The organism is Bacillus sp. LM 4-2 (genome assembly GCF_000978495.1).
GTDB classification, from domain to species: Bacteria; Bacillota; Bacilli; order Bacillales; family Bacillaceae; genus Bacillus; species Bacillus subtilis.
This window is the reverse complement of the sequence record NZ_CP011101.1, coordinates 3,051,437-3,074,465: the sequence shown is the minus strand read 5'-3', so window position 1 is coordinate 3,074,465 and position 23,029 is coordinate 3,051,437. Positions and strand designations below refer to the sequence as shown.

Below are 23,029 nucleotides of genomic sequence, written 5' to 3'. Positions count from 1 at the left end.
AAACTAAAACAAAAAGGATGAAAAAGATGACGATCTTTCAAAGAACGATCGTGGTTTTGATCGGTACGCAGCTGGCGGCATCCGCGGTGATTTTGTTTATTTTCGATTTGAATTCATATAATCACTTTTCCGGCAGCTTCTCCTGGCTTCATTTTCTGAAAGAACTGGCCGGCAGTTTTGCCTTTTATTTGTTTTCAGCAGGCCTGTTCTTTTTGCTGATTGGATTGTGTGCTCCAAGCCGGAAGAAAAAGCGCATTTCTGTACACGGGAAAGAAAACTCATTAAAATAATCGTAATAGAGAAATGATCATGGAAAAAGGATGATGGAAAAATGCTGTTTATATTTTTAACAATAGCCGCATTGGGATTGTCGTTTTGGGCACAATTTAAAGTAAAGAGCAACTTTGAAAAATATTCAAAAGTGGAAGCCTCAAGCGGACGTACAGGGGCAGAAACGGCAAGACGGATTTTAGATATAAACGGTCTTTACGACGTGCCGGTCGAACCGGTAAGAGGCACTTTAACAGACCATTACGACCCGACAAGACGGGTGGTGCGTTTATCTGAGCCGGTCTATTACGGCCGCTCAATTTCCGCCATATCCGTAGCTTCCCATGAAGTCGGACATGCCTTGCAGCATCAGGAGTCATATGGTGCGCTTGTGCTGAGACATAAAATCTTCCCAGTCGTGAATTTTGCATCCGGTGTAGCTCCTTTGCTTTTCTTAGGAGGCATGCTTCTCGGCAGCCTGAATTTGATCGGGCTTGGCATCATACTGTTTTCAGCGGCTGTCTTTTTCCAGCTGATTACATTGCCTGTCGAATTCAATGCAAGTTCACGTGCGAAGCAGATTATTGTGTCAGAAGGATTCATCCGAAACAATGAAGAAAATGGGGTAAATAAAGTGCTGAGTGCTGCTGCCTTAACGTATGTGGCCGCCGCCCTGGTTTCCCTGTTTGAACTACTTCGTTTTGTGATGATTTTCTTAAACGGTCGTGATGAGAATTAACGTTAAGGAGGTGGCCCCTTACCATTTATGGTAAGGGCTTTTTTTGCTTATTTTACAATTGATCGCCATTTTTGTTTTGATTGGCATTACGGCTGTTTTCGTTGCAGCGGAATTTGCGATCGTCAAAATCAGAGGTTCAAAAATCAATCAGCTCATCGAAAGCGGTGACAGCCGAGCACTAGCCGCACATAAAATCATCTCCAATCTTGACGAGTATTTATCAGCCTGCCAGCTCGGGATTACGATTACAGCCCTCGGCCTTGGATGGCTTGGTGAACCTACATTTGAACGTTTTCTTCATCCCTTATTTACAATGACAGGCATGCCGGAACCATTTAACCACATTGTCACATTTGTAGTTGCATTTATCATCGTCACTTTTTTGCATGTGGTGATGGGGGAGCTTGCCCCAAAAACGGTTTCTATTCAAAAAGCTGAAGCTGTAAGCTTATGGATTGCAAAGCCGCTGATCTGGTTTTATAAAATCACGTACCCGTTTATTAAAGCATTAAACGGCTCTGCAAGCTTTCTTGTGAAATTGTTTGGCTTTCATTCAGTAAAGGAGCATGAGGTTGTCATCAGCGAAGAGGAACTAAGGCTGATCCTTTCTGAAAGCTATGAAAAGGGAGAAATCAATCAGTCTGAATTCCGCTATGTAAATAAGATTTTTGAATTTGACAACCGGGTAGCGAGAGAGATTATGATTCCGCGGACAGAAATTGCGGTTATCTCTCTGGAGCAGTCGCTTGAAGAGGCAATTCATCACATCATTAATGAACGGTATACACGCTACCCTGTCATCAAAGATGACAAGGATCATATTTTAGGGATCATCAACAGCAAAGATATGTTTAAAGCTTATTTTCTCGGCCAGCCGATAAAGCTGGAGCAAATCATGAGGCCCGTTATCAGGGTCATTGAAAGTATTCCTGTTCAACAGCTTTTAATCCGCATGCAGAAGGAGCGGATTCACATGGCGATTCTCGTAGATGAATACGGGGGAACGGCAGGGCTTGTCACTGTAGAGGATATTATAGAGGAAATCGTCGGGGAAATCCGCGATGAGTATGATCAGGATGAAACACCGCACATCCTGAAAAAGGGCGAGCACCATTATGTGATGGATGGAAAAGCGCTAATAGACGAAGTGAATGACCTTCTCGACATTGCGATTGAAAATGAAGAAATTGATACGATTGCAGGCTGGCTTCTAACGCAAAAAATGGAGCTGAAAGCAGGAGATGTGATACACGCGGAGGGCTGTGAATTTAAAATCCTCGACGCCGAAGATCATCACATCCGTTTTGTAGAAATTAAAAAAACTGATTTTTAATAAAAAACAGCCGGGGAACGAACGGCTGTTTTTTGTGTCATCAAGTCATTTCTTAAAAAGCAATGCTGTGAAGCCTTTTTTCTACATAGGATATATAAGACCGGTACACTGGGAAGGAGAGGCTGTATGAAAAAGGCTTGGTGGAAGGAAGCCGTTGTTTACCAAATTTACCCCCGCAGTTTTAAAGATTCAAATGGCGACGGAATTGGGGATATTCAAGGAATCAGATCCAAGCTTTCTTACATAAAAGAGCTGGGCGCTGACGTCATATGGATTTGCCCGCTGTATGACTCACCGAATGCTGATAATGGCTATGATATCCGGGATTATCAAAACATATTAAGCGAGTTTGGCACCATGGAAGATTTTGATGAACTGCTTGGTGACATTCATGATCTGGGGATGAAGCTGATTATGGATCTCGTTGTGAACCACACAAGCGACGAACATCCATGGTTCATAGAATCCCGTTCATCCATACACTCGGAAAAGCGCGACTGGTATATTTGGAAAGACGGCAAAAACGGAAAAGCGCCCAACAATTGGGAAAGCATTTTCGGCGGGCCGGCTTGGGAGTATGATCAAAAGACAAGCCAGTATTATCTGCACCTTTTTGATAAAAAACAGCCTGATTTGAATTGGGAAAATGAACAGGTGAGGAATGCCGTTTATGACATGATCAATTGGTGGCTTGATAAAGGAATTGACGGATTTCGGGTGGATGCCATTACGCATATTAAGAAAAAAGAAGGGCTTCCCGACATGCCGAATCCAAAGGGATTGGACTATGTCCCTTCCTTTCCTTATCATATGAATGCTGACGGCATTATGGATTTGTTAACAGAGCTGAAGGAAAACACATTTTCCCGCTATCCGATTATGACAGTTGGTGAAGCAAACGGCGTCGCTGCAAAAGAAGCAGCTGATTGGGCTGGAGAAAAAAACGGCATATTCAGCATGATTTTTCAATTTGAGCATCTCGGCCTGTGGGATGTAGAGATCAATGAAAGTATTGATATCGTTGCATTTAAACGAATTTTAACTGACTGGCAGGACAGTCTGGAAGGGATCGGCTGGAATGCTTTGTTTATGGAGAATCACGACCAGCCCCGTTCAGTTTCTGTGTGGGGAGACGACGGAGTGTACCTGAAAGAAAGTGCAAAAGCGCTTTCCGCTGTTTATTTTCTCATGAAAGGCACACCGTTTATTTATCAGGGACAGGAACTCGGGATGACGAACGTGGCTTTTCCCTCTATTGAGGACTATGATGATGTCGCAATGAAACGCCTGTATGAAACAAAAACAGCGAAAGGCACATCACACGAGGATGTGATGAAGATTGTCTGGAAAAAGGGAAGAGACAATTCAAGAACGCCGATGCAATGGAATGCAGGTCCATACGCCGGATTTTCTGAGGCCAAACCGTGGATCGGAATCAATGAGAATTACAAATGGCTGAATGCCGAGGCGCAAAAAAACGATAAAACATCCGTTTACCATTTTTACAAAAGCTTGATCAAGCTGCGCCAAACATATGATGTTTTTATTAACGGGACATACGAGCTCATTTTACCGGAAGATCAGCAAATCTTTGCATATCTTCGGAAAAACGAGAGCCATACTGCACTGATTGCGGCCAATCTGACAGGAACACCGGCGTTGTTCAGGCACTCTGGATTGCCATTGTCATCAGATGCACTCGTCTTGTCAAATATTGAAACAGAGCCGCACAAGCATATGACATCAGTACTCTTAAAGCCGTATGAAGCAAGAATATATCTATGGTGCTAAACTCCAGCCTTAGACTGGAGTTTTTTTGTTTTATCGGGTTTATGAGAGCGGTTTAACAGGAAAAAAAAGAACACAGAACGAATTAAGCGATGAGAGCGGACAAACGAAAGGAGAAACAAATGCTGAAAACACTGCAAATCAAAACAACCAAACGAGATGAAATGATTGATATCACCCGGGAGGTGGAAGCGTTTCTTCAAGAAACAGGTATAACGAGCGGCGCAGCGCTGATTTACTGTCCGCATACGACTGCGGGCATTACAATTAATGAAAATGCCGATCCGGACGTCAAAAAAGATATGCTCAGAAGGTTTGATGAGGTATATCCGTGGGAACATGAGCTGGACCGCCATATGGAGGGCAATACAGCTGCACACATGAAGTCGAGTACGGTCGGAGCTTCACAGCATGTCATTGTGGAAAACGGCCGGCTCATTCTTGGAACGTGGCAGGGCATTTATTTCTGCGAATTTGACGGCCCTCGCACCCGGACATGCTATATCAAAATAATGGGATAATAGGCTGTTTTTTATGACAAAAGCATGATCGCTGAACAAGCGCCGATAGCCGGAGGGCCTGTCACACCCGACCACGCTGCGGCTTTATCGAATGAAGGCGCGCTTGGCATTCGTCCATATGCGAAATAAAAAGCGCGGGAAAGAGACACGCGCCTCACCCTTTGTTTTCAGGAAAGCCTGCATGAGGGATAGTCAATCAATGGATGTAAACGTACCGAGCTTTGCCGAACGTAACTTGATAAACTGAGGTGACAGATATGAACATTCTTCAATATTCTTATAAAAAAAGAGGGAAAATTGAGTTTGTATTTGAAGGCTGGCCTCACTCAAAAGTTACAATGGCTCCTATCAAAGGCTACTATTTTGTCCGCTTTATCAAATGGAGCAGCCTGGATCCAATCGTGACAAGAAACGACCTTGAAAAAATGGAGTGGGCTGCGAACCAATATTTCGGCACAGCCCCCTTCTATCGAAAACGAAAGGCATTTGAAACCCCATCGTCCCGAAAATAGGCGATGGGGCTTTTTAGCGGACGATGCGGAAAAGAGACGGAACATCCAGTCTGGTCGCCTGAGACAGAAGGTAGGCTGACTGTAAGGCTCCTTTTTTCCTAAAAGAATTCAGCTTATCAATAATTTGCTTTCCGTTTAAGATTCCAAGACCATGGGCAAAATATTTATCTTCCCCCAGTAAAATCACATTTTCGCCTCTCCATTGCGCCTTTTGCGGATCAAATTCAGGATTCTTAAAATACAAACAATCTCCAAGGAAAAAGTGGTGTCCTGTTTCCGTATATATCGGCAATTTCTCATAATGCCAGTCATATAAAATAATTCTGTCAAAGCTGGCATTGAATTTATCTTCACCGATTGTATCGATTAAGGCCAAGTAATAAATGATAACGATTGCGGTTGCGCATTCAAACGCATAAAACGGGCCGTTCTCTGCAATGTCCCGAATCGCTTTTGAAGGCGGCATTCTGTATTTCAGCTCCAAGGCGCCCTCCGGTGAAACTCTCCAATACGTTGTATTCCCGTATGTTTTTAAAAAAGTGGCAAACTTCGCCCCGCTTTTGTGCAGCGTCTTTGCCGCTGCTACAATATTCATCCGCAGTTTAAGCTCAAACATCAGTTCAGCAATTGAATGATAATCAAACTGAACAGGCGTCTCAATCATCTCTTTTAACAGCGGGTTCAGATTTTGATCAATCTGCCAATTTTCAATATCCTGGGGACGGAGCAATTGTCCTGATACAATAATCATGTTTAGCCCCCCTTGTTTTTTATAAGATATGCAAAGAGCTTGGGCAATGAAAGTTAAAAAGACAGAAGACAGCCAAAAAGAACTTCTTCCATTTTTATTTTAAAACTTTTTTAAGCAGCCGATATATACTGTATCAAACCTGAAGGAGCAAGTGACATGAAGACTTTTATCAATTGGTTGAAGAAACCGTCTATTTCAAAGAAATTAATCGTCTCATTTATTGCGATTCTCATTATCCCTATTCTTATATTAGAATTTAGCTCTTACCGAAGCGCCAGCGGAAAGTTGGATCAGGAAATTATGGGAAATGCGAAAAACAGTGTCGATACATTTAATACAACTGTTACAAATGATCTGGGAGAAAAAGCGAAAGCAGTCACCTTTTTCAGTGAATCTCTTAAAAGATCCGCATTCAAAGGGAAATCGAATCAAGAAGAGATCAAAGCTAAATTTTCACAATATGTATCTATTAATCAAGGAGTAGCCAGAATTTATGGGGGCGCAGATAACGGCACTTATGTACAAGCGCCAAAAGAAAAATTGCCGGAAGGATACGACCCGAGACAACGGCCTTGGTACCAGGATGCGATGAAGGCCGGCGGTGAAATTGTCGTGACAGATCCTTACGTGGCTGCGAGTGACGGAAGCATGGTCATTACCATTGCACAGGAGCTGAAGGACGGATCTGGCGTTGTCGCCATGGATATTACCATTGATAAATTGTTAGAACAAATGAAACAAATCAAGGTCGGAAAAGAAGGTTATGCTTTCATTGCAACAAAAAACAAAACCTATGTCGCCCACAAGAACCATAAGGCTGGAGAAAAGCTTTCAGGCGACTGGGTAGCCAAAATGTATGCGAATGACAGCGGTGAACTCCAGTATACTCTTAATAACGAAGATAAAAAGATGACCTATACTACAAACGAACTGACTGGTTGGAAAATAGCCGGCACAATGTATATGGATGAAATTAAGGATGCCTCAAAGTCTGTGCTGACAACAGGAATGATTGTGCTGATTGCTTCCATTGTGGCAGGCGGAATTTTAATTCTGTTTATCGTTCGTTCGATTACAAAACCGTTAAAACGTCTTGTTCAATCATCGAAAACGATCAGCAGGGGGGATCTGACCGAAACGATCGAAATCCATTCAAAGGATGAGCTTGGAGAGCTTGGGGAAAGCTTCAATGAAATGGGACAATCTCTCCGCTCTCTGATCAGCGCTATTCAGGACTCGGTGAACAATGTGGCCGCATCTTCCGAACAGCTTACCGCATCTGCCGGGCAGACGAGTAAAGCCACCGAGCATATTACGATGGCGATTGAGCAGTTCTCAAACGGAAACGAGGAGCAAAGCGAAAAGGTTGAATCCAGCTCTCATCAGCTGAACTTAATGAATGAAGGACTCCAGCAAGTCTCACAAACATCGTCAGATATTACAAAGGCATCTATCCAATCAACGGAAATCGCCGGAACGGGTGAGAAGTTTGTGCAGCAGACAGTCGGACAAATGAACTCGATTAATCAATCTGTTCAGCAGGCTGAAGCTGTTGTCAAAGGCTTAGAAGGAAAATCAAAAGACATCACAAGCATTTTGAGAGTCATCAACGGAATCGCTGACCAAACAAATCTGCTTGCACTAAATGCAGCCATTGAAGCGGCGCGTGCTGGAGAATCAGGACGCGGCTTCTCTGTCGTAGCGGAGGAAGTGCGCAAGCTGGCTGTCCAATCAGCCGATTCAGCAAAAGAAATCGAAAAGCTGATCCAAGAAATCGTCGCAGAAATCGAAACCTCTCTTCACATGTTTAAAGAGGTCAATCAGGAAGTACAGTCCGGACTTGTTGTCACAGACAATACAAAAGAAAGCTTCCAGAGCATTTTCAGCATGACAAACGAAATCGCGGGCAAGCTGCAGACGATGAATTCCACCGTCGAGCAGCTGTCAGACCGTTCACAGCATGTTTCAGCAGCAGTCAGTGGCATTGCAGACGTGTCGAAAGAAAGCTCGGCAAGCATCCAGGACATTGCCGCATCAGCTGAAGAACAGCTTGCTTCCATGGAAGAAATCAGTTCCTCAGCGACGACTCTTGCGCAGATGGCAGAAGAGCTTCGCGATCTGACGAAACAATTTAAAATCGAGTAAAAATCGAAAAACAGCGCTATCAAAGCGCTGTTTTTTTATATGGTAAACAATAATAAAGTCCTAGTTTAACAGGTGAATTTAGAACTATTTTTCATTTTTTCCTCCATTTTCAATGTAATTTAAAGGAAGATCTGCCGATATAATTTGTAAATTATTGAAAGAAGGTTCAAAAGGAAATGAAAAAAACACTCACCACTATTCGCAGATCATCAATTGCAAGGAGACTTATTATTTCTTTCCTGCTGATCTTAATTGTTCCGATAACCGCCCTTTCGGTTAGCGCTTATCAATCAGCAGTTGCCTCACTTGATGTACAGATGACGCAAAGCGCAAAGGAAAATGTTCAGATATTAGATCACATCATCGATGATAAAATCAGCACGACTGAAAAAAGCCTCGCGTATTTCAGCGATTGGGCTACAGAAGAAAAGTTTCAGGATAAAAAGAAATCAGAGCTGAAACAGGAGTTTAAACAATTTATCCAAATGAATGATAATGTCGCTGCGGTATTTTCAAGCGGCAAAGACGGGGACTTCACACGTTATCCGTACGCTGACATGCCAAGCGACTTTAATGCTTTGGAACGAGATTGGTACAAAGAAGCAATGGCCAATAAAGGCAAAACAATTGTCACTGAGCCTTATGAATCGATTTCATCAGGAAAAATGGTCGTCACCATCGCCCGTCAAACGGTGGATGGGTCAGGCGTTGTCGCCATTGATATGAAAATTGATGACTTAGTCACTACCGCGAAAGGAATCAATATCGGAAAAGAAGGCTATGCTTTTATTTTGAGCCAAAACAAGAAAGTCATCGCCTACTCCGGAGAAAAAGCGGGAACAGAGCTAAAAGGGGACTGGGTTGATAAGCTCTACAAGGATAAAAGCGGGGACTTTGAATATACGTACAAAGGCAAAAAGAAAAAAATGGCATTTGCAACAAGCGAAACAACAGGCTGGAAAATCAGCGGCACGATGTATGCAAACGAGATTCACGATGCTGCAAGCAGGGTTCTGATCATGGCTTCAATCGTTCTGGCGATTGCCATCGCAGCTGGAATGACGGCGATTTATTTTGTGATTCGATCCATCACAAAGCCATTGAGACGCATTGTCGCATCCGCTGAAAAAATTAGTGAAGGCGATCTAACCGAAACGATTGAAATCAATTCAAAAGATGAACTCGGCGTTCTGAGCGAGAGCTTCAATCATATGGCACACTCGCTTCGCTCGCTCATTCACGGGATCAAAGACTCAGTAGAGCACGTTGCCTCATCGTCTGAAGAGCTGACTGCATCGGCAGACCAGACAAGCAGAGCCACTGAGCACATTACGATGGCTATCGAGCAATTTTCAAACGGCAGCGAAAGCCAAAGCGAGAAAATAGAAACGACAACCGAACAAATTAATGAAATGAATGACGGATTGGCAGAGCTGGCGCGGGCAGCAGCAGTGATTACAGAAACATCCGCAGATTCAACAGAAGTGTCAAGTAAAGGGGAGACACTCGTCCAGAAAACAGCCGGCCAAATGAACACAATTGACCATTCCGTAAAAGCAGCGGAACAAGTGGTGAAAGGGCTGGAGATCAAATCAAAGGATATCACAAATATTTTGCGTGTCATCAACGGTATTGCGGATCAAACCAATCTTTTGGCTTTAAATGCCGCCATTGAAGCGGCCAGAGCGGGTGAATACGGACGGGGCTTCTCAGTCGTCGCTGAGGAAGTGAGAAAGCTCGCGGTACAGTCGGCTGACTCGGCAAAAGAAATTGAATCGCTGATCAGAGAAATAGTAAAAGAAATTCACACATCACTGAACGTGCTTCAGTCCGTAAACAAAGAAGTTGAAACAGGGCTTGTCATGACGGATGAAACTAAACAGAGCTTCAAACATATATCGCAAATGACCAATCAAATTGCTTCCGAGCTGCAAAACATGAATGCGACGGTTGAGGAGCTGTCAGCGGGAGCTCAAGAAATTTCCGCAGCTTCAAATGATATCACAGCCATTTCTAAGGAAAGCTCGGATGGCATCCAAGATATCGCTGCTTCAGCTGAGGAACAGCTGGCATCCATGGAGGAGATTAGTTCATCTGCACTGACGCTTGAAAGAATGTCTGAAGAACTCCGTGATCTGACAAAACAATTTAAAGTAGATAAATAATAGGTCTAAAATACTATTTATTTATGGGAAATTAGTTACTTTTGTTAAATTTCTTCTTTTTTGCTGTATATATTTACCCATTTCCAGCCGATATGAAGGGTAGCATAAAAAAGGAGAAATGAATGATGAAAAAAATACTCCAACTCATAAAACAAAGATCAATTACACGGAAGCTTCTCGTTTCCTTTCTGTCGATCCTCATCATACCGGTTGTTATATTGGCGATCTTTGCGTATCAATCGGCTAGTAGCTCACTCGACAGACAGATGATGGGGAGCGCATTGGAAAATGTACAGCAATTAAACGAAATCATTAACACCAGCATCGGCGAAAAAGAAAACAGTGCTGATTATTTCAGCGAATGGCTGACAAAAGAGAAATACAATGCAAAAAGCAATGCAAGCATTGCAGAGAAATTCTCACAATATATCAGCCTTAACAAGGATGTAGAATCCATTTATACAAGCGACACAAAAGGACACTTTACCCGCTATCCGGATCTTCCGATGCCAAGCGGCTATAATCCGGTTGAACGCGACTGGTACAAAAAAGCGGTTGCAAATAAAGGAAAAGTCGTTGTGACAGATCCTTATAAAACTGCTTCTACAAATACGATGGTTGTGACAATCGCCCAGCAGACAAAAGATGGTTCAGGCGTTATCGCAATCAACATGACGATTGAAAATCTGTTGAAAACAACCAAAAAAGTCAACATCGGCACACAAGGCTACGCATTTATCATGACGAAGGACAAAAAAGTTGTCGCTCATCCTAATGAAAAATCAGGAACTGAATTAAAAGGCGACTGGCTCGATAAGATGCTGAACGCTGATAAAGGCGATTTTCAATACACCATGGACGGCGATAAGAAAAAAATGGCCTTTGACACAAACAAGTTGACGGGATGGAAGATCGGCGGCACCATGTATTTGGATGAAATCCATGAGGCAGCCCAGCCTGTCCTTCACCTTGCTTTAATTGTCTTGGCCGCAGCTATTATCATAGGGATTATCGTCATGACTTTGATCATTCGGTCGATTACAACACCGCTGAAACAGCTTGTCGGTTCCTCTAAGCGGATCAGCGAGGGAGATTTGACGGAAACCATTGATATCCGTTCAAAAGATGAATTGGGCGAGCTCGGCAAAAGCTTTAACAATATGGCGTCGTCACTTCGTTCTCTCATACACGCCATCCAGGATTCGGTAGATAATGTTGCCGCTTCCTCTGAGGAGCTCACTGCATCAGCTGCGCAAACGAGCAAGGCAACAGAGCACATTACATTGGCGATTGAACAATTTTCTAACGGCAATGAAAAACAAAACGAAAACATTGAAACGGCAGCAGAGCACATTTATCAAATGAATGACGGGTTGACGAATATGGCTCAAGCTTCTGAAGTGATCACTGATTCATCTGTTCAATCGACAGAAATTGCAAGTGAAGGCGGCAAGCTTGTTCATCAAACCGTCGGCCAAATGAATGTCATTGACAAGTCCGTTAAAGAAGCGGAGCAAGTCGTACGCGGATTGGAAACGAAATCGAAAGATATTACAAACATTTTGCGTGTGATCAACGGCATCGCAGACCAGACGAACCTGCTTGCCTTAAACGCAGCAATTGAAGCAGCGCGCGCAGGCGAGTACGGCCGCGGCTTCTCCGTTGTAGCGGAAGAAGTAAGAAAACTGGCAGTACAGTCAGCAGATTCAGCAAAAGAGATTGAAGGATTAATCATCGAAATTGTGAAGGAAATCAATACATCACTCGGCATGTTCCAATCTGTCAATCAAGAGGTGCAGACAGGACTTGACATCACAGATAAAACAGAAATGAGCTTCAAACGCATTTCTGAAATGACGAACCAAATCGCCGGCGAACTGCAAAATATGAGTGCGACGGTTCAGCAGCTTTCTGCCAGCTCCGAAGAAGTTTCGGGAGCGTCTGAGCACATTGCATCGATTTCAAAAGAAAGCTCAGCGCATATACAAGATATCGCGGCGTCAGCCGAAGAGCAGCTTGCTTCCATGGAAGAAATCAGCTCGTCTGCAGAGACCCTTTCGTCTATGGCGGAAGAGCTTCGCGATATGACCAAACGATTCAAAATCGAATAATAAGCCTTAACACCCAAGCTTGTTACGCTTGGGTGTTTTTTTTAGTTTTTTTATTAAACCTTTTATCCTAGTTTGACGATATTAGATTTATCTTAAAGGAGGAGTCAACAAGAATGGGAAAATTCATACATTGGATCAAACAGCCATCGATCAGCAAACCGCTAATCGCTGCGTTTCTGGCAGTGCTTATTTTGCCGGTTGGGGTTTTAGCATATTTCAGTTATCAATCAGCTTGGAACGCGTTAGACAGAGAGCTCATAAGCAGTGCAAAGGGAAATGTTGAAGAACTAAACAGTACGCTGCAAAATAAATTAGAAGATAAAGTGAAAGCAATAGATTATTATAGTGAGACAGTCGATAAAGACATATTGCTAGGCAAAAACAAAACATTACTGAAAGAGAAATTTAAGCAGTACACGACACTTAACGACGATGTAGGCGCAATCTATGCTGCTTCAGAAGATAAGAAGCTTTATAAATATCCGGATAGCGGTGTTCCGAAAGGTTTCGATCCGACAGGACGTGACTGGTACAAACAGGCGGTTGCGGAAAAAGGACAAGCTGTTTTCTCAGAACCGTATACTGATGAAGCGACAGGAGATATCGTTGTCACAATTTCAAAACAATTAAAAGACGGTTCAGGGGTTATAGCGCTTGATTTAAACCTGGATGAAGTGCTTACTGCATCACAAAGAATCAAAATCGGTAAAGAAGGCTTTGCATTTATTACGACAGGCAACAAAAAATATATCGCCCATCCGACCATTAAGCCGGGGACAACTGGATCCGGCGATTGGACAAACCAAGTATATTCCAAAAAAGAAGGCTCATTTGAATATACATTCGAAGGCAAAGAAAAGAAAATGGCCTTTACGACAAATAAACTGACTGGCTGGAAAATCGCAGGCACATATTTTGTCAGTGAATTGCAAGATGCTTCAAGTCCGGTGCTGAACACTGCGGTTATCATTCTATGCGTGTCAATTGTAATCGGCGGCATACTCATACTCTATATTATCCGTGCCATCACCAAGCCGTTAAGAAAACTTGTCTCAACGTCTGCAAAAATCAGCAGCGGAGATCTCACAGAAGTCATTGACATTCACTCGAAAAACGAGTTTGGCCAGCTTGGTGAAAGCTTTAATGAAATGTCTGCATCATTGCGTTCTGTAATCGGCGTTATTCAAACGTCTGTAGAAAACGTTGCTTCATCTTCTGAGGAGCTGACGGCAAGCGCAGCCCAAACGAGCAAGGCAACTGAACATATTACACTTGCCATCGAACAGTTCTCAGATGGCAACGAGGCACAAAGCGAGAAACTGGAAACAAGCTCAAATCATCTTTCTCAAATGAACGAGGGGATTTCAAAAGTGGCTCAGGCCTCTTCAACCATTACGAAATCATCAATTCAGTCCTCTGAGGCAGCGGGCAGCGGAGAAAAGCTGGTGGAGCATACAGTCGGCCAGATGAAAACAATTGACCAATCCGTTCAAAAAGCGGAAGCGGTTGTGAAGGGCCTTGAAACAAAATCGCAAGATATCACAAGCATCTTGAATGTGATTAATGGCATTGCTGATCAAACCAACCTGCTTGCATTAAATGCTGCGATTGAGGCGGCAAGAGCGGGAGAATACGGAAGAGGTTTCTCAGTAGTTGCGGAAGAGGTTAGAAAACTTGCTGTACAATCAGCAGACTCCGCCAAGGAAATTGAAGGATTAATTCAAGAGATTGTCAGGGAAATCAGCACCTCACTTTCAATGTTCCAATCCGTGAATCATGAAGTGAAAGAAGGCTTGCAGATTACGGATCAAACAGCGGAAAGCTTTAAACAAATCTATGAGATGACAACCCAAATTTCCGGCGAATTGCAAAACTTGAACGCGACGGTTGAACAACTGTCAGCCGGATCACAGGAAGTGTCAAGTGCTGTTGAAGATATTTCTGCAGTGGCGAAAGAAAGCTCAGCAGGCATTCAGGATATCGCAGCTTCGGCGGAAGAACAGCTTGCGTCCATGGAAGAAATCAGCTCTTCAGCGGAAACGTTGGCAAACATGGCGGAAGAACTTCAGGACATTACGAAGAAATTTAAAATTGAATCTTAATAAAAAAAGAAAGCGGCATATCTGCTGCTTTCTTTTTTGTTAAAAGCAAAAATAAACAAAAACAATTCAAAAACAAACAGAAATCATATATAATGAAAACGGATACAAATAAAAGGGGATGGAGGAATATCAAATATGGCGAAACATATATGGGATTCAGAGCGAGCTGCACGGCTGCCTAAAGGTGTAGAGGAATTGGTGTACAGGTCCAATCTGATCGGGTCAGACCGCACTGTCTGCAACTGGGGTGGGGGGAATACATCTATGAAAACAACGGAAAAGGATTTTAGAGGCCGTGAAATAGAAGTCATGTGGGTAAAAGGAAGCGGTTCGGATTTGGCAACAATGAAAGCGCATAACTTTACCGGTTTGAAATTAGATGATATCCGCCCGCTGATTAAAAGGGACCAAATGCCCGATGAAGAAATGGTAGACTACCTGTCTCATTGTATGATAGACAGCAAACATCCCCGCCCTTCAATTGAAACGCTATTACACGCTTTTCTGCCATACAAACATGTTGACCATACCCATCCAGATGCGATTATCAGCATATGCTGTGCAGATAATGGAAAACAAATCGCTGAAGACATTTACGGAAATCGGTTTGTATGGGTGCCATACGTCCGCCCTGGATTTACTTTGTCTAAAATGATCTCTGAAGGCGTAGCAAACAATCCCCACGCCGAGCTTGTATTAATGGAGAAACACGGCTTAGTCACTTGGGGAGAGACGTCTGAAACATGTTATCAAAAAACGATATCCATCATTCAAGAAGCCGAGCAGTATGTTAACGATCGTATCAATCAGCATGAGGTATTCGGAGGCAAAAGGTATCAGCCGCTGCCGGAGGATAAAAGAAAACAAATCTTGGCAGGCATCATGCCTGTGATCAGAGGAGCAGTAAGTGAAGAAAAGAAAATGATCCTTTCCTATGATGATCATGACGATGTCTTGGAATTTGTAAACAGTGTCCAAGCGTCAGCACTTTCGCAAATCGGTGCGGCATGCCCGGATCACCTTGTTCACACAAAACGGGTTTCGCTGTACATTGATTGGAATCCGGAAACTCAAGATGTGCACAAGCTTGCAGATCTGATCAAGTCAGGAGTCGAGACCTTTACATCAGAGTATCAGGCTTACTTTACACGCAATCAGCAGGATGGCGATCAAATCTTTGAATCCGTCCCGCGGGTGATATTAATTCCTGGAATCGGAATGGTGAATACAGGAAAAAGTTATGCCATGTCTAAAGTAAGCGGGGCTTTATATCGGAGGGCCATCGCCGTGATGAAAGGAGCAACCGCTCTGGGGCAATTTGTTTCTTTACATGAAAATGAATCCTACCATGTCGAATATTGGCCGCTCGAACTATATAAACTCACGCTGGCCCCGCCGGAAGCAGAATTTTCCCGAAAAGTAGCGTTGATAACTGGAGGAGCCGGCGGAATCGGCAGTGCAGCATGCCGCCGATTTGCAGCTGAGGGAGGGCACGTGATCGTAGCTGATCTGAATATAGAAGGCGCACAGAAAATTGCCGGGGAAATAAACGATGCATACGGAAAAGAGCGGGCAATGGCTGTCAAAATGGATGTGACAAAGGAGGAAGACGTACAGTCAGCTTTTGAACAAGCGGCGCTTGCTTACGGCGGGATTGATATCGTCGTCAATAATGCCGGGCTGGCCACATCAAGCCCATTTGACGAAACAAGTCTAAAAGAATGGAATCTTAATATGAATGTTTTAGGAACAGGCTATTTCCTTGTAGCCCGTGAAGCGTTTAAACAGATGAAACATCAAAATAGAGGCGGAAGCATGGTATTTGTCGGATCGAAAAATTCGGTTTATGCGGGAAAAAACGCCTCTGCCTACAGCTCTGTTAAGGCGCTTGAAACCCATTTAGCAAGATGCATCGCAGCAGAAGGCGGAGAATTCGGCATTAGGGTCAACTCCGTTTTGCCTGATGCAGTTCTTCAAGGATCGGCAATCTGGGGTTCAAGCTGGCGGGAGGAACGAGCCGCGGCGTACGGGGTTGAACCGGATCAGCTGGAGGAACATTACCGGAAACGGACAGCATTGCTCGTCAATATTTACCCGGAGGATATTGCCGAAGCCATTGCATTCTTCGCTTCTTCTAAAGCCGAAAAAACAACGGGCTGCATGATCACGGTAGACGGCGGCGTCCCTGCTGCTTTTACGCGTTAGAAATATGCTATGATAAAAAATATAAGACGGACTACGATATGAGGAAGGGCGTTACCGATGCTAGTAGCAGAACGGCAGCAAAAAATAGTGGAAATAGTAAATAAGCGTTCAAGCATCCGCGTTTCCGAATTAAGTGACATATTTTCAGTCACAGAGGAAACCATTCGGCGTGATCTTGAAAAGCTTGAAAAAGAACATAAACTGAGCCGGAGCCACGGAGGAGCGGTCAGTATTCAGCAGAAGGAATCAGAAATTCATTTTTCTGAACGGGAAATCACGAATGTCATCGAAAAAAAAGCCATCGCTCACGAAGCGGCCAAATATGTAAAAAGCGGAGACCGAATCATTCTCGATGCAAGCACAACCGCTTGGTACATGGCAAAAATACTCCCTGACATTGAGCTCACCGTGATTACAAACTCAATGAAAGCAGCTATTGAACTCAGCAATAAAGAAAACATATCAGTCATTTCAACAGGCGGCATTTTGCTGGAAAAATCATTATCGTTTGCCGGTCCGTTAGCAGAGCGTTCACTTGAGACCTATCATGTCAATAAAACCTTTCTGTCATGTAAGGGATTTGACGTACACAACGGGATGAGTGATTCAAATGAGTGGCAGGCGCTGCTCAAAAAACGGATGATTGAAAGATCGGACCAGACCATTTTGATGGCCGATTCAAGCAAATGGGGGAACCGCGAGTTTTCACATATCGCCTCGCTGCAAGATGTCAGCCGCCTAATTACGGATTCTGGACTTGATCCGGCATCGGTAAAAGCTCTTGAGGACAAAAAGGTGAAGGTGACAGCTGTTCCTCTTTCGAAGAGAGGGTGAAAGAATGATTTATACTGCCATTGATATAGGCGCATCAAGCGGGAGAATCATGGTAGGTGAACTGGATGAAGGGAAGCTTGACATACAAGAGATTCACAGGTTCGCTAACGGTTTCAGTCAAAGAGACGGGCATTGCTTTTGGGATATTGATCATTTGCTAAAACAAATCCTGCAAGGACTGCAAAAAGTAAAGACGCTTGGGTATGAACACTGCACCGTAGGCATTGATACATGGGCAGTTGATTATGTCTTACTGGACGAAAAAGGCGATCGGTTGCGGGAAGCAATATCCTACCGTGATAGAAGAACAGATCACACAATAGACAAACTGGAACATACCCTCTCAAAAGCCGCAATTTATCAAAAAACAGGCATACAATTTCAGCCTTTCAACACGATCTATCAATTGTATGAAGAAGATCGTGAGCTGCTGAAAAAGACAGACAAAATTATGATGGTTCCTGATTATTTAGGCTATTGTTTAACCGGAAAAGCAGTAACGGAAATCACAAACGCGTCCACAACACAGCTTTTAAACGCCTCAACGGGAAATCTTGATCCTGAATTGCTTGAAGCCGTGTCCGTTCAGGAACAGCAATTTGCCCCGCTGACTGAACCGGGGTGTGAACTCGGGAAGCTAAGAAATGAGTGGTTCCCGGATTATGATCTCCCGGCGTGCAAGGTGATGACAGTCGCAACACATGATACGGCCTCGGCCGTCATTGCAGCGCCAGGAGTAAATGATGGCTGGGCGTATATCAGCAGCGGAACATGGTCGTTAATCGGGATTGAAAACAAAACACCGATAATAACTGATCTTGCTTTAGAAAACAACTATACAAATGAACGCGGCGCAAACAACACCATTCGCTTTCTCAAAAACATTATCGGCATGTGGGTGATACAAGAAGTCAGACAGCAGTTACAAGCAGATTACTCTTTCCAGCAGCTTGCAGAAGAAGCCGAAAAAACAGAACCATTCCAGCAATTTATAAACTTAAATGATAAACGATTCCTGAATCCAGAAAACATGATAAAGGAAATACAACATTATTGCAGACAAACCCGCCAAAAGATTCCCCGTACTGCAGGCGAACTTGCCTGCTGCATCTACAGCAATTTAGCCATCATCTATGCGATAGCCATCAAAGAGCTCGAAACAATCACAGAAAAACCGATCGAGCAATTTCATATCATCGGCGGCGGAGCCCGGAATGATTTCTTAAATCAATTAACGGCAGACATGAGTGGAAAAGCGGTATATGCAGGGCCGATAGAGGCAACTGCCACCGGAAATCTTTTGATGCAAATGATTGCTGCCAAAGAAGTCAAAGACATAAAAGAAGCCCGGCAAGTCGTCAGAAATTCCTTTTCGATCAAAGTGTTTACACCTAAAGACATTGACAGAAGCACGATCATTCAGTCATTTCAGCAAACTGTTTTGAAAGCGCTATCTAAATGATGAAGAGGTGAAAAAGTTTGAAAAGAAAAGCCAGTATCATGTTTGTCCATCAAGACAAGTACGAAGAATACAAACAGCGGCATGATGACATTTGGCCTGAGATGGCAGAAGCACTCAAAGCTCATGGAGCACACCATTATTCCATTTTTCTAGACGAGGAAACAGGCAGGCTTTTTGCATATTTAGAAATAGAGGATGAAGAGAAATGGAGAAAGATGGCGGACACGGAAGTTTGCCAAAGATGGTGGAAATCGATGGCGCCATTAATGAAAACAAATTCGGATTTCAGTCCTGTTGCGATAGATCTAAAGGAAGTTTTTTATTTGGATTAAAAAACTGATAAAGGGAGAGAGCCGTATGACCATAAAAGCCAATTATGACAGTGCAAAACAGGCATATGAAAAATGGGGAATTGATGTTGAAGAGGCGCTTCGGCAATTAGAGCAAGTGCCCATTTCGATCCATTGCTGGCAGGGTGACGACATTGAAGGCTTTGAAGTAAATAAGGGCGAGCTTTCAGGCGGAATTGACGTGACTGGCAATTATCCCGGAAAAGCGCAAACTCCTGAAGAATTAAGAAGAGATTTGGAGAAGGCTCTTTCTCTCATTCCTGGAAAGCACCGCGTAAACCTGCATGCGATATACGCAGAAACAAACAGGGAAGCGGTAGAACGTGACGAATTGAAGCCGCAGCATTTTGAAAACTGGGTGAAATGGGCAAAAAACCTTGGTCTCGGTTTAGATTTTAATCCAACCTTGTTTTCGCATGAGAAAGCGGCTGACGGACTCACCCTTTCACACCCTGATCCGGATATCAGAGAATTTTGGATCAGGCATTGCATCGCTTGCCGCCGTATCGGGGAATACTTCGGGAAAGAATTAGGAACACCTTGCTTGACGAATATTTGGATTCCCGACGGCTATAAGGATATCCCGAGTGATAGGCTGACACCGCGTAAAAGACTAAAAGAATCACTGGATCGGATCTTCGCAGAGGAGATCAGTGAACAACATAATCTTGATTCAATCGAGAGCAAGCTGTTCGGGCTTGGCTCCGAATCATATGTTGTCGGATCTCATGAATTTTATTTAGCTTATGCTTTGACGAACCATAAGCTTTGTTTACTTGATACAGGCCATTTCCATCCGACTGAGACGGTATCGAACAAAATCTCGTCCATGCTGCTTTACACAGACAAGCTTGCCTTGCACGTATCGCGGCCTGTTCGTTGGGATAGCGACCATGTAGTGGTTTTGGATGATGAATTGAGAGAAATCTCTCTTGAAATTGTACGAAATCAGGCTCTTGAGAAGGTCGCCATCGGTCTGGATTTTTTCGATGCCAGCATTAACCGTGTAGCCGCTTGGACTATCGGAACGAGAAATATGATCAAAGCTTTATTGTATGCCCTGCTTCTCCCGAACGGATATTTAAAACAATTGCAGGAAGAGGGCCGCTATACAGAAAGGCTGGCCCTGATGGAGGAATTCAAAACATATCCTTTCGGAGCCATCTGGGATTCCTACTGTGAGCAAATGGGCGTTCCGGTAAAAGAAGCATGGCTTCATGACATCAAAGAATATGAACAACAGGTGCTTTTAAAAAGGAAGGCATCTTCTCCGATTGTCTAATAAAAAATCCGCCGCGGCATTTGCGCGCGTGCGGATTTTTTTAAGCTTGATCAGCAGGGTATACAATCCCCATTTGCTTTCTTGCTTCTTCCATAATTTTTGCGGTGGTCAAAGACCGTTCAAATGTATTTTCTTCAGATGCCAGCTTATTCTCTTTTATGAGCGTGACAAATTCTTCTGCTTCATAGAACATCGCTGGTTTAGGATCAGGGATCGCGATGTTTTCAAGGCGGCCGTCCCGGTAGCGGATTTCAACACGTTCAGGCCGGTGAATCGTATCGATTACAATCGTCCCGTCTTCACCCTGGATTTCAGCCGGGGCATAGGAAGTAGAGATTTTGGAATGCATCAGAACAGCTTCGAACCCGTCGTAAGACAGAATGACAGTTCCTTCTCCGTCCACTCCGGAGGATAAAGCATATCCGTTTGCTTTTACATCCTTCGGCGCGCCAAACAACACAACAGCCGGATAAATACAATAGACGCCAATATCCATTAATGACCCATTGGAAAGCTCAGGCTGAAACGCATTCAAAACAGTTCCGCTTCTGAACGCGTCATACCGTGAGGAATACTGGCAGTAGCTTGCGGTAAATCTGCGGACAGTGCCGATTTTATGCAGGTGTTTTTTCAGCTCTTTGAAATTCGGCAGGAAAGTGGTCTTCATTGCTTCCATGAGAACAACGCCGTTTGCCTTAGCCGCTGAGATCATCTCTTCTGTTTCTTTTGTATTCGAAGCAAATGGCTTCTCACAAAGCACATGCTTGCCATGGTTCATAAAGAGAACGGCTTGTTCCTTGTGAAGAGCGTTCGGGCTCGCTATGTATACGGCATCAAAGCAATCGCTCGCCGCCATTTCCTGAAGGTCTGAGAAGGCATGCGCAGCGTTGTGTTTAGCAGCAAACTCGCCAGCGCGTTCAGCCGATCTTGAATAAACAGCAGTCAGCTGAAAATCTTCGATATCCGCTGCTGACTCAAGAAAGCGGTCTGTAATCCAGTTGGTTCCTATTATTGCAAAACGTATCACTCGTATCGCTCCTTTTGTATGATATAGCTAAATTATAGCTTAAAAAGAACAAAATCACATGATAGATATAAATAGAATGTTAAAACCGTGAAAGCTTTTCCAGCAATTAACGGTTTTTATTTTTCATTATAGGGACGATAGTGTACAATTTAATTAAACTATGTATGACGGAGGAACGATAGTGGAGACGTTGCAAACATGGAGCGGCAGATTCAAGCGATTCTTCTTGGATAATAAGTTTGTTTTATTTTTGCTTGTGCTGCTGCTGATTGGTTTAAATATTCTAGTATTTACAAAAACATCATTTATTTTCACCCCGATTATTGTTCTGCTCAAAACGATATCACTTCCGATTATTTTGACAGGCATTGTTTTTTATCTGTTAAACCCAGTCGTCGATTTTCTGGAGAGAAGAAGAATAAGAAGAATCTATTCTATATTGCTGCTATATCTATTGGTTATCGGGCTGATCACGATCACGATCGTGTCCATCATTCCCTTCTTAAAAGAACAAATTATGAGTTTGATTGACAATATCCCGAGATATGTGGACGTCGTTGAAAATCAGACGAAACAGCTGATTGGCAGCAACTTCGTCAATCAAGCCCAGCAAACGATGAACATTAATATATCTGATCTTGCTACAAAGGTTTCGGATCAGGCAGCGACGATCGTGAACAGCACCTTTACCGGTGTTGGGAATTTTATCGGCGCCCTGACTGAGATTATCATTTCGATCGTCACGGTTCCGTTTATTCTATTTTATTTGCTAAAAGACGGAAGAAAATTACCAGTCTACATACTGAAGTTTGTGCCGACTCGATTGAAAGAACAGACATATACAGTCTTAAGCGAAATGAATCATCGGTTAAGCTCTTATATCAGAGGCCAGATCATTGTCAGCTTCTGTATCGGGTTTTTGCTGTTTATCGGTTATTTGATTATCGGGCTGGATTATGCTTCATTGCTTGCAGTCATTGCGGCTTGCACAAGCATCGTTCCATATTTAGGGCCAACGATTGCCATTACGCCTGCGATTATCATTGCCATAGTGACATCGCCGCTCATGCTGCTTAAGCTGGTGATCGTTTGGACCATTGTTCAGCTGATTGAAGGGAAGCTGATCTCTCCGCAAATTATGGGAAAAAACCTTCACATCCATCCGATTACGATTATTTTTCTGCTGTTAACAGCCGGCAAGCTGTTTGGCGTTGTTGGAATCATTCTTGCGATTCCCGGCTATGCGGTTGCCAAAGTCATTACGACACATTTATTTGACTGGTTTAAAATGCGGTCACATTTATACGATGAAGAAAAAAATGAAAATACGCCGGGGCATAAAGTGTGATTTTCGTTTATAGTTATATAAGACGGGCTTTCCATTTATGGGAAGCTCCCGTTATGTAAAAAAATAAATGTCTAATGGGGAGAA

General features: G+C 43.5%; 19 protein-coding genes. 17 read left to right on the top strand and 2 right to left on the bottom strand.

Translation table 11 applies throughout. From position 1 onward, the window contains the following. Positions 1-26 precede the first annotated feature (26 nt). The 7 genes from bslm_RS15330 to bslm_RS15305 all read left to right on the top strand — a co-directional run bounded on the left by bslm_RS15330 (position 27) and on the right by bslm_RS15305 (position 5,163). Positions 27-290, top strand: a complete 264-nt coding sequence (locus tag bslm_RS15330) for a YuzI family membrane protein (RefSeq protein ID WP_015483620.1) — start codon at positions 27-29, stop codon at positions 288-290. A gap of 41 nt (positions 291-331) precedes the next feature. After that, positions 332-1,009, top strand: a complete 678-nt coding sequence (locus bslm_RS15325; RefSeq protein ID WP_003228889.1) for a zinc metallopeptidase — start codon at positions 332-334, stop codon at positions 1,007-1,009. 43 nt (positions 1,010-1,052) lie between these two features. Continuing rightward, on the top strand, positions 1,053-2,342 hold the full coding sequence (locus bslm_RS15320; protein ID WP_014665156.1) for a hemolysin family protein: 1,290 nt from the start codon (positions 1,053-1,055) through the stop codon (positions 2,340-2,342). A 126-nt stretch (positions 2,343-2,468) separates the two neighbouring features. After that, the gene (locus bslm_RS15315) at positions 2,469-4,133 is read left to right on the top strand and encodes a glycoside hydrolase family 13 protein (RefSeq protein ID WP_017695506.1); all 1,665 of its coding nucleotides are present in this window, start codon (positions 2,469-2,471) and stop codon (positions 4,131-4,133) included. A gap of 25 nt (positions 4,134-4,158) precedes the next feature. Continuing rightward, positions 4,159-4,293 carry a hypothetical protein gene (locus bslm_RS21440; protein WP_003243642.1) on the top strand — a complete coding sequence of 45 codons (135 nt, stop codon included), beginning with the start codon at positions 4,159-4,161 and terminating at the stop codon, positions 4,291-4,293. Beyond that, positions 4,253-4,651 (top strand): secondary thiamine-phosphate synthase enzyme YjbQ, encoded by a 399-nt coding sequence (locus tag bslm_RS15310; RefSeq protein ID WP_032726779.1) that lies wholly within the window; start codon positions 4,253-4,255, stop codon positions 4,649-4,651. Before bslm_RS21440 ends, bslm_RS15310 begins: the two co-directional genes overlap by 41 nt. Positions 4,652-4,908: 257 nt before the next feature. Beyond that, on the top strand, positions 4,909-5,163 hold the full coding sequence (locus tag bslm_RS15305; RefSeq protein ID WP_003242211.1) for a hypothetical protein: 255 nt from the start codon (positions 4,909-4,911) through the stop codon (positions 5,161-5,163). A 13-nt stretch (positions 5,164-5,176) separates the two neighbouring features. Here the strand turns inward: bslm_RS15305 and bslm_RS15300 are convergent, their stop codons facing one another. Beyond that, the gene (locus bslm_RS15300) at positions 5,177-5,914 is read right to left on the bottom strand and encodes a protein-glutamine gamma-glutamyltransferase (protein ID WP_003228904.1); all 738 of its coding nucleotides are present in this window, start codon (positions 5,912-5,914) and stop codon (positions 5,177-5,179) included. A 156-nt stretch (positions 5,915-6,070) separates the two neighbouring features. Here bslm_RS15300 and mcpB point away from each other — a divergent pair, with 156 nt between their 5' ends. From mcpB to rhaA, 9 genes are all read left to right on the top strand, one after another. Continuing rightward, entirely contained in the window at positions 6,071-8,059 is a 1,989-nt protein-coding gene (gene mcpB, locus bslm_RS15295) for a methyl-accepting chemotaxis protein McpB (protein ID WP_015714604.1), read from the top strand. A gap of 176 nt (positions 8,060-8,235) precedes the next feature. After that, on the top strand, positions 8,236-10,224 hold the full coding sequence (gene tlpA / locus bslm_RS15290) for a methyl-accepting chemotaxis protein TlpA (protein ID WP_038429525.1): 1,989 nt from the start codon (positions 8,236-8,238) through the stop codon (positions 10,222-10,224). A gap of 122 nt (positions 10,225-10,346) precedes the next feature. Then, positions 10,347-12,335 carry a methyl-accepting chemotaxis protein gene (gene mcpA, locus bslm_RS15285; RefSeq protein ID WP_438800802.1) on the top strand — a complete coding sequence of 663 codons (1,989 nt, stop codon included), beginning with the start codon at positions 10,347-10,349 and terminating at the stop codon, positions 12,333-12,335. Positions 12,336-12,448: 113 nt separating this feature from the next. Next, positions 12,449-14,437, top strand: coding sequence for a methyl-accepting chemotaxis protein (gene tlpB / locus bslm_RS15280; protein WP_038429524.1), 1,989 nt, complete (start codon positions 12,449-12,451; stop codon positions 14,435-14,437). 135 nt (positions 14,438-14,572) lie between these two features. Beyond that, on the top strand, positions 14,573-16,642 hold the full coding sequence (locus tag bslm_RS15275; protein ID WP_038429523.1) for a bifunctional rhamnulose-1-phosphate aldolase/short-chain dehydrogenase: 2,070 nt from the start codon (positions 14,573-14,575) through the stop codon (positions 16,640-16,642). Between the two features lie 57 nt (positions 16,643-16,699). Next, positions 16,700-17,476 (top strand): rhamnose catabolism operon transcriptional regulator RhaR, encoded by a 777-nt coding sequence (gene rhaR, locus bslm_RS15270; RefSeq protein WP_029318508.1) that lies wholly within the window; start codon positions 16,700-16,702, stop codon positions 17,474-17,476. A 4-nt stretch (positions 17,477-17,480) separates the two neighbouring features. Next, entirely contained in the window at positions 17,481-18,938 is a 1,458-nt protein-coding gene (gene rhaB / locus bslm_RS15265; RefSeq protein ID WP_038429521.1) for a rhamnulokinase, read from the top strand. A 17-nt stretch (positions 18,939-18,955) separates the two neighbouring features. After that, entirely contained in the window at positions 18,956-19,270 is a 315-nt protein-coding gene (gene rhaM, locus bslm_RS15260) for an L-rhamnose mutarotase (protein ID WP_003243762.1), read from the top strand. Positions 19,271-19,295: 25 nt separating this feature from the next. After that, positions 19,296-20,570, top strand: coding sequence for an L-rhamnose isomerase (gene rhaA / locus bslm_RS15255; RefSeq protein WP_038429520.1), 1,275 nt, complete (start codon positions 19,296-19,298; stop codon positions 20,568-20,570). Between the two features lie 40 nt (positions 20,571-20,610). Here rhaA and iolU read toward each other — a convergent pair whose 3' ends face one another. After that, positions 20,611-21,597: a scyllo-inositol 2-dehydrogenase gene (gene iolU / locus bslm_RS15250; RefSeq protein ID WP_038429519.1), complete on the bottom strand. Its 987-nt coding sequence runs from the start codon at positions 21,595-21,597 to the stop codon at positions 20,611-20,613. A gap of 181 nt (positions 21,598-21,778) precedes the next feature. On the opposite strand from iolU, the gene bslm_RS15245 reads away from it, so the two are divergent. Then, positions 21,779-22,945, top strand: coding sequence for an AI-2E family transporter (locus bslm_RS15245; RefSeq protein WP_038429517.1), 1,167 nt, complete (start codon positions 21,779-21,781; stop codon positions 22,943-22,945). Positions 22,946-23,029 lie beyond the last annotated feature (84 nt).

What these genes read in the sequence shown, in the direction of transcription:
- bslm_RS15305 (WP_003242211.1), top strand. Translation starts at nt 4,909, where the DNA reads ATGAACATTCTTCAATATTCTTATAAAAAAAGAGGGAAAATTGAGTTT.
- mcpA (WP_438800802.1), top strand. Translation starts at nt 10,347, where the DNA reads ATGATGAAAAAAATACTCCAACTCATAAAACAAAGATCAATTACACGG.
- tlpA (WP_038429525.1), top strand. Translation starts at nt 8,236, where the DNA reads ATGAAAAAAACACTCACCACTATTCGCAGATCATCAATTGCAAGGAGA.
- rhaB (WP_038429521.1), top strand. Translation starts at nt 17,481, where the DNA reads ATGATTTATACTGCCATTGATATAGGCGCATCAAGCGGGAGAATCATG.
- rhaA (WP_038429520.1), top strand. Translation starts at nt 19,296, where the DNA reads ATGACCATAAAAGCCAATTATGACAGTGCAAAACAGGCATATGAAAAA.
- bslm_RS15300 (WP_003228904.1), bottom strand. Translation starts at nt 5,914, where the DNA reads ATGATTATTGTATCAGGACAATTGCTCCGTCCCCAGGATATTGAAAAT.
- bslm_RS15315 (WP_017695506.1), top strand. Translation starts at nt 2,469, where the DNA reads ATGAAAAAGGCTTGGTGGAAGGAAGCCGTTGTTTACCAAATTTACCCC.
- bslm_RS15325 (WP_003228889.1), top strand. Translation starts at nt 332, where the DNA reads ATGCTGTTTATATTTTTAACAATAGCCGCATTGGGATTGTCGTTTTGG.
- tlpB (WP_038429524.1), top strand. Translation starts at nt 12,449, where the DNA reads ATGGGAAAATTCATACATTGGATCAAACAGCCATCGATCAGCAAACCG.
- bslm_RS15310 (WP_032726779.1), top strand. Translation starts at nt 4,253, where the DNA reads ATGCTGAAAACACTGCAAATCAAAACAACCAAACGAGATGAAATGATT.
- bslm_RS15275 (WP_038429523.1), top strand. Translation starts at nt 14,573, where the DNA reads ATGGCGAAACATATATGGGATTCAGAGCGAGCTGCACGGCTGCCTAAA.
- bslm_RS15330 (WP_015483620.1), top strand. Translation starts at nt 27, where the DNA reads ATGACGATCTTTCAAAGAACGATCGTGGTTTTGATCGGTACGCAGCTG.
- rhaR (WP_029318508.1), top strand. Translation starts at nt 16,700, where the DNA reads ATGCTAGTAGCAGAACGGCAGCAAAAAATAGTGGAAATAGTAAATAAG.
- mcpB (WP_015714604.1), top strand. Translation starts at nt 6,071, where the DNA reads ATGAAGACTTTTATCAATTGGTTGAAGAAACCGTCTATTTCAAAGAAA.